The sequence below is a fragment of the Paenibacillus solanacearum genome (assembly GCF_910593845.1).
GTDB classification, from domain to species: domain Bacteria; phylum Bacillota; class Bacilli; order Paenibacillales; family NBRC-103111; genus Paenibacillus_G; species Paenibacillus_G solanacearum.
In genome coordinates, this window is the sequence record NZ_CAJVAS010000076.1 from 1 (window position 1) to 13,804 (window position 13,804).

General features: G+C 39.1%; 7 protein-coding genes. 3 read left to right on the top strand and 4 right to left on the bottom strand.

Features of this window, described 5'->3' with window-relative positions; translation table 11 throughout:
- Positions 1–114 precede the first annotated feature (114 nt).
- A complete protein-coding gene (locus KXG62_RS32970) occupies positions 115–642 on the top strand; it encodes an ATP-binding protein (RefSeq protein WP_246627755.1) in 528 nt (175 codons plus the stop codon).
- Between the two features lie 1,196 nt (positions 643–1,838).
- Here KXG62_RS32970 and KXG62_RS32975 read toward each other — a convergent pair.
- From KXG62_RS32975 to KXG62_RS32985, 3 genes are all read right to left on the bottom strand, one after another.
- Positions 1,839–3,380: a sulfatase family protein gene (locus tag KXG62_RS32975; RefSeq protein WP_218096255.1), complete on the bottom strand. Its 1,542-nt coding sequence runs from the start codon at positions 3,378–3,380 to the stop codon at positions 1,839–1,841.
- Between the two features lie 798 nt (positions 3,381–4,178).
- Positions 4,179–5,527 (bottom strand): IS3 family transposase gene (locus tag KXG62_RS32980; protein ID WP_218096256.1). Its coding sequence is split into 2 segments (ribosomal slippage): positions 4,179–5,083 and positions 5,083–5,527, totalling 1,350 coding nucleotides; the frame shifts between segments, so codons are not numbered across the junction.
- Positions 5,528–5,816: 289 nt separating this feature from the next.
- Positions 5,817–7,487, bottom strand: coding sequence for a hypothetical protein (locus KXG62_RS32985; RefSeq protein ID WP_218096257.1), 1,671 nt, complete (start codon positions 7,485–7,487; stop codon positions 5,817–5,819).
- 358 nt (positions 7,488–7,845) lie between these two features.
- On the opposite strand from KXG62_RS32985, the gene KXG62_RS32990 reads away from it, so the two are divergent.
- Both KXG62_RS32990 and KXG62_RS32995 read left to right on the top strand, forming a co-directional pair.
- A complete protein-coding gene (locus tag KXG62_RS32990) occupies positions 7,846–11,250 on the top strand; it encodes a DEAD/DEAH box helicase family protein (RefSeq protein ID WP_218096258.1) in 3,405 nt (1,134 codons plus the stop codon).
- Positions 11,247–12,152 carry a hypothetical protein gene (locus tag KXG62_RS32995; protein ID WP_218096259.1) on the top strand — a complete coding sequence of 302 codons (906 nt, stop codon included), beginning with the start codon at positions 11,247–11,249 and terminating at the stop codon, positions 12,150–12,152. Before KXG62_RS32990 ends, KXG62_RS32995 begins: the two co-directional genes overlap by 4 nt.
- A gap of 1,244 nt (positions 12,153–13,396) precedes the next feature.
- On the opposite strand, the gene KXG62_RS33000 is transcribed toward KXG62_RS32995, so the two are convergent.
- Positions 13,397–13,687, bottom strand: a complete 291-nt coding sequence (locus tag KXG62_RS33000; RefSeq protein ID WP_218096260.1) for an NIPSNAP family protein — start codon at positions 13,685–13,687, stop codon at positions 13,397–13,399.
- Between the last annotated feature and the right edge of the window lie 117 nt (positions 13,688–13,804).

A 13,804-nucleotide genomic window follows, 5' to 3' on the forward strand; every position in this document is an offset into this window, starting at 1 on the left:
GGATCGTGGTAGACTTTTTCATGGAGTCGTCACCTTTCGGTTTGTTTGTAGGGGTACAAACAGTTTACCGGGTTGACGGCTTTTTTTCTACCATTTTGTGGTTATTCAACAGACGTGATCTTAAGGATTGGTTTTGAAAAAGTCGGTTATGAATATAATGCAAGAGAAATATTGGCTAACTCGATTGCCAAATATTTATTAAATAAAGCGCGGAGTGGAACTTTCAAAAATGATCCAATAGTATTGTTTGTTGATGAAGCACATCAATATTTGAACAAGAGTTTAAAAGACGACCAGTTAAATTACATGGAGTTAAACGCTTTTGACCAAATTGCAAAAGAATGTAGAAAGTATGGGTTATTTTTGTGTATCGCTACTCAAATGCCTAGAGATATTCCTGTCGGTACGTTAAGCCAAATGGGTACATTTATTGTTCATCGGCTTATTAACTTCTATGACAAGGAGGCTATTGCTAGTGCTTGCTCATCTGCAAATAGTGGCATATTATCATTTTTACCTGTGTTAGGGGAAGGTGAGGCAATATTAACAGGAGTTGATATACCTATGCCCGTAAGTATAAAAATAATAGAACCTGAAATTAGGCCGGATTCTAGAACACCGTTATTTAAAATTAATAGGTGAGTTTCACATCATGTTGGAGAGATATGATCGAAAATTTATTATTAAGAAGCCGATGGAATAAGTGAAAGGTATAATTAAATAGTTCAATACTGAATAAGTGTTGGGATGATTTATCTCTGGCGCCGGTTGAGTACCACTTTGGTCCGCGAGTTCTTCACTGAATATTTTCAGTGATCTCACTTGTACAGAAATTGTATACTCGCCAATAATCGGCGGTATGATGGCGTAAGCCTTTGAAGCGATGGATGCTGTATTTGATCCTGCAAAAGGAACAGCTAAATAGACTATTCCGCGAATACTGTTTATGAAAATATCGTTACTTCTTTCCACCTGTTCGATTATCATTCTTTGGACTACGACACCGCCCATACTATGTGTAATAAAATAAATTTCTTTATGGTTCAGTCGAACCTTTATTTATGTAAACAGTAGCTCAGAAATTTTTTTGAAATGATGTCTTTTAAATACAAACCCAGTTTTATAACCGAACGTGTACAAATCGAAGCGACTATAAGACGCATCTTTCATTATTAAATGAGGTAAGGAATCACAATTCTTTTTTGTCCATGTACTAAAGGGATGCCCGGCGAGGCCATGTACGAAAATGATTGCCGCTTCATTATTTTTTTCACGTACAATGTGTAATGTCAGCAGAAAATAAAGTATTAGACTGGATGTTTTTATTCCAAGCGGCTTTTCGAATCGCCAATCCGTCAGACTCCATAAAATAAGTATTAGACTGACCCCTAGAAATTGAAACAGCGACAGCCAAGGACGAGAAAATATAGTCCTAGACTGTCGCTGTTTTATTTAACTATCGTTCCCCTTAGTGTAATTACAGCTACTTGCTGCAACCGGTGGGGTTGAACTATCGTACTGCGTTTGCTTAACCCACTTGCAAATTAATTTTTACTACCTCGTACCATACCAGGGAACATTCGGCGGGTCCTGTATGAAACCAAGTAAATTACCCCAAGGGTCATAAAACTTTAAAAATCCCAATGGCCATATGGTTTCAGGATTATCCTGCCATTTCGTTGAGCGGCGGCTTTGATAAGACAACCGCCGCTGCATACCTAGAAATAACGACGTTACCGTTCTCGTCGATGGCATTAACCCCAATCTTCCCTCGACTTGCAAGCCTTTGTCTAAAAAAGAAAAAGCCGCGATTTACGCGGCAATGAGCGAGACAATGTTCACCTTTGAAACGCTTGCAGCGGCCCGGCATATGGTGCATGTTCAAATCGACATGGGTTCTCCGTTACCCGCGGGTCCTGCTGCTTGTGCAGCACTTCCATCAGCTCCACGTTCAGCTTCTTCTTGATGTCCGAATATTCCGACCTGTCAGCCACATTCTCCATATAAAAAGGATCCTTCCGCAAATCGTACAGTTCCTCATACGGCCGTTTACCGAAGCCCAAACGGAACAGCGGCTTGATCTCCTCTTCATTTCGGTGATGAATCATCCATGCTTTAGTTGGGCTAGCATCCATTTCGGCGTAGGCGACTCCGATTTTCCATTGCAAGTCCTCGTAGGAGGGAGGCACGGTATTCGGATTGTCCAAGCCGCGGGGAGCGCCCATTGGCCAGCGGTCCGGCTCAAAATTGATGATGTACAGATATTCCTCAGTCCGAATGGCCCGCTGCGGATAAGGCAGCTCGCCTTTGCGAGCGGAGGGGACATGCCTCTCCCGGCCGGTCACGACAAAGGTGCGCCCCGGGTCCACCTGACCGCATCTCTCGCTCAGCAGAACCGGCAGCAGACTGCGTCCCGTCATCGATTCTGGAACCGGCATCCCCGCCGCCTCCAGGAAGGTCGGCGCCAAATCCATCAGGTTCACGAAGTCGTTGATGACCCGTCCCGGCTGGATATGACCCGGCCAACGCATAGCGAGTGCGACCTCGCAGCCGAGATTGTACAGATTGCATTTGCCTCGCGGCATTCCGGGAATCCCGTGGTCCCCGCTCACGACGATCAGCGTCTCGTCGAGCTCGCCTAACTCCTCCAGCCGCTGCAGAATAATGCCTAGTCCGGTATCCAGCGCTTGGCATTCGCCCAAATAATCGCAAACATCCTCTCGAACCTCCGGAACATCCGGCAAAAATGCGGGTATCCGGCCCATGAGATCGTCTGGATTCAGCCCCCACAGCGCTTTGCCGGAACCCTGCTCCCACGAACGATGGGTATTGGTAGGACCCCACCAATAGCAAAACGGCTTTCCCTCCGGCCGGGCTTCCATGAAAGAGTCAAAGTTCATTCGAACTTCGTCTAGAAGCTCTCGCTTGGCTGCTTCTATCCCGATCTCCTGCGCGCGCTTGGTGGCATGGTGAGAAAACTTGCCGAAGTTGGCGCCACCCGTTACATACGCGGTTCGCTTTCCGCCATACGGAGCATTGGCGGTTTTCCCGGGAGACCATACTTTGTAAGTGTGGCCGATGTGGTAGCCGTTTTTCTCCAGCTCAAGCGGATAAGTCGGAATCGTTTCGTCCCAGACGGCCCCGACCAGAATGGCGCCGAGACCAGTCTGCCAAAAATATTGGCCGGACAGCAAGGAACTGCGGCATGGTGTGCAGCTCGGCGCCGGAACGGAGGCATTCATAAAGAGCGCGCCTTCTCGGGCGATCCGATCGAAACTCGGAGTGGAGATAAGCTTATTGATAGAATCAGGTCCTTCGTGCTCGGCATAAATGCTGGCATAGCGTCCCCAGTCGTCGGCGAAAGCAAACAAGATATTCAAATCGAAATCACCTTTCGTTAGAAAGATTTTTACGTCTCCTCGACAAAATAATCATTCAAAATCCTTACCTATACCACTTACCCACTAGTACAAGCATATTTATAGATTCATCCAGAAATACATTCTACAGTTATTTCCAAAATCCTTTGTCTCCTTCATTAGAGTGACTATTAAGCACTTCTGCCCGTTCGTATTATGAGGTCCAGTCTACAACTTTATTTCGCTAGTCTAATTATTTTCCGAGTCTAATATTTATTTTCTCAGTCTAATACTTTATTTTCTGCTGACATGTAATCCTTCTATTTTTTTTAGTTTCAAGGCGTCTTCCCACCAATCTTCCTAATTCAACCAAATAATTAATTTACATTATTTTTCCTCTCACTGCTTGTTTCTAAGCAAAATTTATATATGAACATTTTGCATAATTCCGTATTTTGCTTAAATGTAGAGAAAATTTCAATGGTCGGGGCAATTTTGAGCATGATTCTAAAAATGGGCAGACCTGCAAAATTCCATCATTTGCGAATTTTCAAGCTACGTTACAAGAATATAGAGACGGCCGGGCAGACCATCATATATGGCCATTTACTTATATATTTATCCAGGTGCATGATTACTGCTTCGAGATCCAACTGTGTTTTTGAAACAATATATTACTTATTTATTTTAAACTAATGATTTCTGCAACAAACCTTATTTTCCGCAGCGGCGCACTTCAAATTCTAATGTAAAATGAAACAACAACAACGGAGCCTCATGGGTTTGAAGTGACCCCCAAAAGTTAGACAGTTTATATAGTCAGGCTGCCTTTAGCGCATGAGTTCGGTACTGTACCGGGCTCATGCCTTTTAGTTTTGACTTTATTCGTTTGTGGTTGTAATAGTGGATATATTGTTCAAGTTCAACTTTGAAATGCTCAATACTATCAAACTCTTCTGTATATAAAAACTCGGATTTTAGTATCCCAAAGAAGTTCTCCATAACAGCATTGTCGTAACAGTTTCCTTTACGTGACATGCTTTGTGTTATGCCTTGTTCCTTCAATGACTGCTGGTACTGGGGCATTTGGTAATGCCAGCCCTGATCGGAATGAATCAATAAGGTGTCATCGTCAGACTTACGCTTCAGAGCCTGATCCAACATACCAGAGACAAGCTTATAGAATGGACGTGAATCAATAGTGTAGGTAATGATTTCCCCGTTAAACAAGTCAAGTATAGGTGACAAGCATAACTTCTCTCCAAACAATTTGAACTCCGTAATATCTGTAACCCACTTCTCATTTGGTCTTGTAGCATTGAAATTTCGTTCTAGGACGTTTGGAGCAATTTTACCAACTGTTCCTTTATACGAGCGATATTTTTTCATGCGAACGATACATTTTAAGCCAAGTTCACGCATGATACGCTGCACCTTTTTACGGTTCACTAAGTGCCCTTCGTTGTGTAGCTCGTCTGTTATACGACGATATCCATAACGGCCTTTATGAGCATGATAGACCGCTGAAATACGGGATTTTAAGTCCGTATCTTTGTCTGGACGATTCATTGTACTTACCCAGTAATAATACGTACTACGTGGAATCTGAGCCAGCTGTAGTAAGGAGGTAATGGGATACTCTAGCCTTAGTTCAAATACTACTTGCGCTTTGTTTTGCTTTGAAACTTTTCCTTGCTTTGAACTAAGGCATTCAACTTTTTTAAGTAGGCGTTCTCCATTCGTAAACGTTCTACTTCCGCCTGTAAAGCCTCAATTGAGCCTTCAACTGGTGTTGGTTTTTTTGTATCGTCTTTCATGGATGGACGCCCCTTTTTCTTTGATATGAGGGCGTCTATTCCACCTGCTTCGAATTGCCTCTTCCACTTAAGTACTGTGTAATCCGAAGACAAATTAAACCGAGCGGCGGTCTCATTGGTAGATGCCCCAAATTTGTTCATGTAATTGAGTACATCTATTTTAAATTGAATCTCGTGATTTGTATACGAAGAGGTAATTCCCTCCTCTCCATGCTTTTGATAACGTAATACCCATCTTTTTAGTGGCGCAGTGCTCATATTTCGTTCTTCAGCAATTGTTTTATACGACGCTTTACCTTCTAGATAAGCCAGGACTGCTTCTAACTTTTCCTGGGTTGAGTATTTAGCCAAAAAAACTGCACCTCCAATTGTTTGACTGTGTCCAACAATTGGGGTGCAGTTCAGTTTGAGGGCTCCGTTTTCTAATTTGCAAAGCAGCTGTCGCTTTTGTTAGATTTCAATCCTTCCTTGAGATCAGCCAAATTTCCGTTACCTGGAAAGACGCTTGTTCCATCCTGTTTGTAGCTCTACAGCATGTTCTTTGTAAGGTGATGCACTAGCCGAGTCTCCCTAATGCTTTGATCAGCCCCCAAAGCATCATATTCTTAAAAATTAGATCCATTTCGTGTGAGTCTATCTCTTATTCTAGAACGTATCTCCGCCATAGCGTTGTACTTTTACTTCCTGCCCTAGGTTCTTGAAAATCGACGGAAAAACCTAACTTAGGGGCAATATCCCAGAGAGGAACATGAATTGTTCCATTGTATAATATGTTGTTATTATCCATCGAGTCAACAATTAAACTAACTTTGCCATATTTAACATTGATGAATTGATCGTTAACCTCTAGGTGTCCCCCTATAGTGCTAATGAAATCGCGTAATGGGATATATGCTGTATTATTGGCTGTTAGAAACGTGCCCTGTCCGCTATATTTAACTGATTCTCCTTTAACAACTACTTCTATTGGGTCAGAAAACGTTATGTAATTTTCCGGATTAAAGTTATAAAAAAGATTCTGAACTCCTCTTGATTGTAACGTTCTGATGCTATCGTTTTTTTGAGTAATGATCCCAGTTGGTAAATGTAAAAATGGTTGTTCGTTTTCCCCATCAAAATATAACTGTTGTTGGGTAACTATAGAATTACCTACCCAAACAAATGCCGGATTTGGGTTAAGAAACGGGTATTCATCAGTTTCCTGTATAAATATTTCCCGCTCGATATCAAATATTTTAAGTTTTTTAATAGAGTAATGTTCATCCTTTATACTACTGTAGATAAGCATATATTTGTCGTCTGGGGAAAAATAACCCAGAGTATAACCTCCATCACTTAGTAGTTGTTCATGTTCATTATTAATTAATGAGATCGTTGAGATCGGATCCGTCCTATAAACATATTTATTATTTCCAACATATTTAACCCCATATTTCATTATGGGATTGTCACCGTTAATGAGTTTCGATTCTTCATTGGATCCATCTTTGTGCATGATGGTTACGCTATGACCAAAGGTATTTGGAACCTCATATACATAATCACCGTAGGAAGGCATTGGATCGTATGTCAACGACATTCCTGACAAGCCAATGTACATCTTTTCATTATCATAATGATTATACGAACCAGGGATTGATGATCGGTACTCATTCGAGGTTATCGAGTAAAAATCGATGCTATTTTCGTATCTTATTGAGTATACTTCCATTCCCGGCAACACATTTCTTAAATAAGACGTGTCGCTTTCCAACTGATTGACTATACGTAAATCTTTACTTGTAAAGTCAAATTCGTATAATGTTGAAACTACCGGTCGAGTCCTGTTCCGTGAAGGCGTATTTTCGTAAAATCCTTCCGCAAAAACGTAATATGCTTTAATCCCTTCAGCTGTATTTAGTATTGTTCCTTCGATATGTTGGGATACTCCGAAAGAAAATTTATTTTTATAGTCGCCATAGTAAAAAAACTCATCGTTCGAGGTCCATGCGTGATTAGATCCGATTTGTTGATAGACGAACCCATCGGGAATTTTTCTTGCATAATTCTTGAACTCATATGTCTTCCTAAAAACCTTCCCGGATTCCCAGTTGACTTCATTCAATTCGACTACAGGATAATACATACGATTGATCTTATCGGTGTCCAGATAAAATCGCGCTTTGGCACGGAATATCTTAGGCTCTATACTGTCATATTGAGGCTGTTGGGGATTATCCGCAAATGCATTATAATTATTTGAAAGACATGATCCAAGCAACATAATTAACACGATTAAAAATCGATACTTGTTCTTTTTGGCACTAATCACCTACTAAACACCTCTTTACTATATATAAATAATACTAATTTACCATAAAATTATATAATTTTATACTTATTGTCTAATAGTGCCACTCAGTTTTTCGCTCTCCGTTAGAGATTTTGAAATACAAGCCATTAACCAAGATATCTTTAAACCTTTGATTCCAATAATGATCTGCTCGGGAAAGGAAGAACATGTTTAAGAAACTATTTGATAGTATCGGAGCCAAAATATTAAATCGTAAACCTAAATGGTTTGTTATAAATATCGAGGTGAACCCATTATTGGCCTGCAGTTTCCTCTTTATGGAACATAATGGCATGGTATAATAGTAATAACAATGTCGAAAGAGGGAGTAATTATTATGACCGACTTATATGAGCAGTTTAATAAAGGACCAGCATTTTTACTTTTAGGACAGAATTATTTATCAATTGAAAACAAAACTGACCCTTTTTTGTCCGACGTTCTAAAAAAGTTTGGTATAGAATCTACCTCGAATTCATATAATTCCCTATTCCAAACTGAGGCGGCAATGTCCTACGAATCATCGTTAGCTTGGATGCAACAACGCTGCGATAGATATCCATCACCTATTTGGCTTAAAGAGGTATCCTCATTTCCATGGAACGGTCTATTTCTCTCAGCTATCGACAATGTTTGGCAAAAATCATTCATAACGGATTGGAGAGAACTTCAACATATTTATGATGAGAAATATATTCCACATGACCCACGTAATCGAGCCAAATTACATTGCACATATTTATTTGGCTGTGTTACCCGTTCAGAAGCTCATGAACGTCCCCCGTTAAAAAAGATTGATTTGATAAGAAGAAAGCCTACTGCTGTCTCCTTAGCAAGAAGATTAAAAGAATACATCACTCCTTTGGGTATTCTTGTTATCGAAGGATACTCAGCAAATGATTGGTTCTCCCCATCTGATTTATTTCCTATTGTTGATGAACTAGGGGTTGGACAAGTACATTTATTTAGTGTCGATGAGAACTTGTTAGAAGATGAATATATTGAAATTCTAATAGAATCAAAGAAAATAACTCCACATCATGAAAGTCTTAGTGAGTTCTTCATCAAAGGCATGGAATTAGGGAGACTAAAACTTGGCCAAAGAATTGATGGAAACGATAACTCTAGAAATATTCATATAGGTGATGATACCTTTGAGATACCAACTTACATATGGAATCAAGTCTCAAGATCAGCCATTATTTTAGACGACTCGCTTTTAATTCCCCAACCAAGTTTATCTCGAGATAGAATGCACCAAGAATATCGAACGTTCCTCTCCGACTCTGGGATAAGACCTATTTGGTCTGGTTATGCAAGGTATTTTAATTTCAAGAGAGAGTTTGAAAAAGAGCTAAAAGAAAAAACAGAAAAAAGACTAAGGTCAAAGGAACTACAAAATCATCCAATAATCTTACGTGGACAAACTGGAACAGGTAAATCTGTATCATTAGGGTCCCTTGCCTATGACATTAAAAAAGGTAAAAGATATCCTATTTTATATATCGAAAGAAAACCTCAAAGACCATTGCCTGCCGATATAGACGTATTTTGTAAATGGTCCGAAGATAACGGGGCACAATGTTGTTTAATTATTTGGGATGGAATGGTCGAGATTGAACAATACTATTCACTTCTAAATTACCTATCAAGTCGAGGGCGGAAGGTTGTCCTAGTTGGAAGCTCGTATAATTATGATTTAAGTAATTATGATAATACTGATAATGAAAGAAACGAGATGTTCGTTTATGCTCCAGCTTCTCTCGAAGAGAATGAACTGGATAGATTCAACGAATACCTCGAGCAATTTGGAATTTCCATTGACAGATCAAAATTTAAAGATCAATACTTCCTTGTTCAATTATATAGATATCTTCCAGTTACACATCGGATACTACGGATAGGAATTGAAAGGGAAGTAGGCATAGTAGAGAAAAGTTTGAAAGAGATTATTGAGAAAAGATACGTTAAACCAGAGCTCAATTCATTTGCGGAAGCTCTTCTAAAAGCTGGTGTTATCACAGAAGAAGATATTATTAAAACTAATATAGTAGAAGATATTGGTGACGAAGGCTTTGATATATTTCAGAAACTTATTGGATTAATTATGGTTCCTTCTAAATTCGGCCTAAAAATCCCCTTAGAGTTATTACTTAGAGCACTTGGTAAAGAGTATATTACAAACTTTTATGATCTAATTGGCAAGTTCGATTTATTCAGATACTATGAAGATGCAATTGGTAATATATTCGTAGGTGCTAGACATTCTTTAGAAGCGCAGCTCGTAACACAGTATAGATATGGTTCAGCTAGGTCAGAGGTTGATTTCGCTAAACTTATATTACTAGAAGTTAAAGATAATTCTTTTTACTTTGACAACAACGAGATACAGTTTGCTTTTGATTTGATTCGTAATATGGGGCCAAACGGCAAGAATCGGACTTATTACGAGCCATGCTTTTTAGATATTGCCGAAACTTTAAAAACGCTTAGGGAAAAAAGGGGTGTCAAGAACCCGCGGTTAATGCTCCACGAAGCAAACCTTCTTAGGGAATCTATCAAAATCAGTATGATAAACAACAATTCTGATGCAATATTACAGAATGCTGAGGAAATATTAAATCAAGCATTAGAATTAACGAATAATGATATAAGGAACGAATCCCTTAGAAGCTTCATATTGGTTGAGCTAGCTTCGATTTCCGGTTCAAGACTTAAACAAAAGATGAATTCAACGAATGACTATAACGTGTTATTAGCACTTTTTAGAAAATCCCGCGACCAATCAACTCGTGCTAGAGTATCTGATCCTGAAAGCTTTTATCCTGTGGATATTGCGTTCTGGACAACAAGAGATATATTAAAGTCTGACATTTTAAGTGAGGAACTAAGAGCAGAAACTGAAGCGGATATACTTCATTTATTTGAAGTAATAAAGGCTGACGATTTTTCTGGAGAACAACAAAACCAATACCACCAAAGAAAGATGGAACTTGGTAACATACTAGGGAAATCTGCCCTCTCTGATGATGCTTTCAATGCACTTTTGAGGAATGGTTCAAAAGCAGGATATTACATTAAAGCAAATCAAATAGCGGGTGGAAGCTTATTTTTTGATAAGCCTCTTACCCATATGGAAGTAAAAACTGTAACCAATGTCTTTGAATATCTTTTTAGTGTGCATAACGAAATTAAAGATGACGGTCGATGTCTATTCCTTTTATTCAAAGCATGGTGGTTAAAGCAAATTCATCTCCCATTGTTTTATGGGGAGCGTCAAACATTGGGATTTAATGATTCTGAATGGCACTTTTGCATGAAAATATTAATGGAATTGTCGGATACTGAAGAATTTCTAAATGCCCCAAATATTCAATTCATTCGAGGAGTGGCAGCATTCCATCTTAATTACATAGACAATGCATTAGAAATATTCAGGGATCTTGAAAGAGACTCTGAACATTTCTATAGCAGTCGGAGAATTATCAGAAGTTATTTAGCCAGCACACCGGATGGTAAGCCACGAGAGTTCAACGGTACTGTTAACTTCGTGTCTTCTGATAACAAGAAAGGTGAACTGTATGTAGAGCAATTAAGAAGAAATATTAAATTTATCCCCCACGAATTTAATAAATCAGACTTACAGAAAGGTGATAGTCTTAAATTTCATATTGCTTTTAATTTTCGAGGCCCCATTGCAGACCCGATACACTACTATAAGCAGCAGGTGAAAGAAAAATGAACTTACTGCATAGATCTGCACCAGAGCACTTAATGTATGATATTTTTCGGAAAGTCGATGAAATCGACCGAATCTGCTATAGCCTCAATGAAGATAAAATATTTGGGACCGTCTCAGTAACAATGCCTAAATTTACACCCGCTGAGTTAGGTTTCATACGGACAGTTTCATGGTTTTATGTTCTCTATTTTGAATTAGGAAAAGTATCCATTGACTATTTTAATAATCTAATTTCTGTATATGACAACACCCTAGAAAAATATATTTCTCATGTCCATACAATTCATCAATTACGTACATATTTACAACATAATTTGGACCCCAATAAACAACAAAATAAAAGCATCCAAAAATACTGTGAAGGTTGGCTTTCCACTAAATGTAATACTGCAGTTCCAGCAACCGATGATCATTGGTTTAGTTGTCTGATCGAATTACTACAAGAGGCCTGTTCGTATTTAGATGCTTTAGCTTTTTGTATACGTAGTATTGAACAGGACGAATCAAAGGAAACAATATTAACTAATTGGTCGTCACGTAAGAGTAGGTATCATCCACCTCATCAATTTGATCAATTGATTAGTGTAGTTGCAAATGATATGGGAAAGGATTATCTAGATACCGAGAGATTCAGAAAAAGATATTATCCTGAATGGGCAACCCACTTTCAAAATTGCAAAGCAAATTACATTTTCGAAGTTGAAGCAAGAAAACTGATTGAAAGTGCATTATTGGCAGATACTCCATCAATATTGCCGATAACAGGAAAAACAATTATGGAATTTTTCGATATTCCTCCTGGTCCTCGCGTTGGTGAGATTCTACAAATAGCTAAAAGTATTTATGCTAAAGAACAGTGTAGTGCTCAAGAATTACTTAACCAGCTCAAAGAAAAACTATAATAAAAAAGTCCCAGGTCATGTATTGTCATGAATTGGGACTTTTGGGTTCACACAATCAAACCAAGCATCTGGCTAGCTTATTTTTCAATATATAATCGAAATGAAATCCTGGTTGAAATAAATTCTTCACTTTAACGCACAGATAAAACCAATAGATACTTTGTCTTCTTGGTCAAAAAAGTTACAACGAGATGGTGAAGAAGTTAGCGTCAGTGAGAATGCACTGATGAATGTGAATATATATTTGCCAAAGAAGATTCGCAAAACATTATTTAATATGCTATTTCATATCTTGAGAACGATGGAAATTGATCGATTGGATTCCATGCATATTTATGCATATGACCTAAATGATTTTTTCTATCGAATTCTGCAACAAATCTACATTTCCGCAGCGGCGGTCTTCAAATTCTAACCAATTCGGGAACAACAAATACGGAGCCTCGCGGGTCTGCGGGCTCCGTTTTCTAATTAATTCTGGAATATCACATAAATTAAAAAAAAGTAAAAAAAATACGACGGGGTAGGCGATGATGGATGCCTACCCATTTTTTTATGAAAAAGAGCCGAAGAATGTATAAGCAAGCGGAAGTTATTAGAAAAGATCAATGAATTAGCGGCAGCTGAGGGGCGCCTGTGTGTACAATTTTTAGGTCTACGTAAAGAAGAATCCGTGTAACAATTATCTCACTTAGGCCGTTATCACTGTTTGGGAAATTATGTCGTAGTTCATTGAGCTAATGTAATGGATACGATAGCTTAATAAAAACGTACAACGCGGCTGCAGGCATCTTTCGGCGGCCGCGTTACGCTAACTGGCAGGATAACGGAACTTAGCTTACACAATTAGCGTCTAATAAGCAGCGGGGGCTAAATGAAAGGAGTGTTCGTTTGATCAATTTTGGAATAATTACAGCGTTGTTGACAGGTACTGGGTTACTACTAATCATACGATCGAAATCATCACAAAACCGATTAAGCTTGCGATTGGTAGGTTATGCACTTATTATAATGACAGTTTTTCTTGTTGTTATTGGAATATTATCGAACCTCAATGAAGCATCACATTATGAATAAATAACACATCCCAATGTTAAGCTAACGCGGAACGATAGTAATAATCGCCTCATGTGTGGCAGTAGCAATAACGGCTGAGACGACTCCCTAATCAAAAACGGAACCCGCCTGCTAGGCTGTAAGCTCCGTTCCTGTATTATCCCGTTGAGGGGCAAGTGCCAAACGCGCTATCGTATAAAAAAATCGGCCCGATTCATAAATATTCCTTCAATCTTCTCAATTATGGGCCCGCTTTCCTCGGATGTGCGTTTCACCTCGATCCATTCCGGGTCTTGTAGAAACGCATTCCACAGCCGTTGCCGTTCCTCCATATCCTTATATTCCATCACGTAATATAACTTCGGAAGCCCCGTCTGATCGATCCAGAAATCGTACACCTTCAGTTCCAACCGCTCGAAAATACCAAGTGTATGCTGGCTGAAACGTCGCAGAATCGCTTCCATTCTCCCCTCATGCATGGTATAAATATGGTGCTACAAGATGTCAAGACAGTTATTTTGGTATAATTAAGGTGTGAATGAGTTCACAATGTTAATTAATGTTAATTGGTAAGCCTGTAAATCTTGATTCAGATC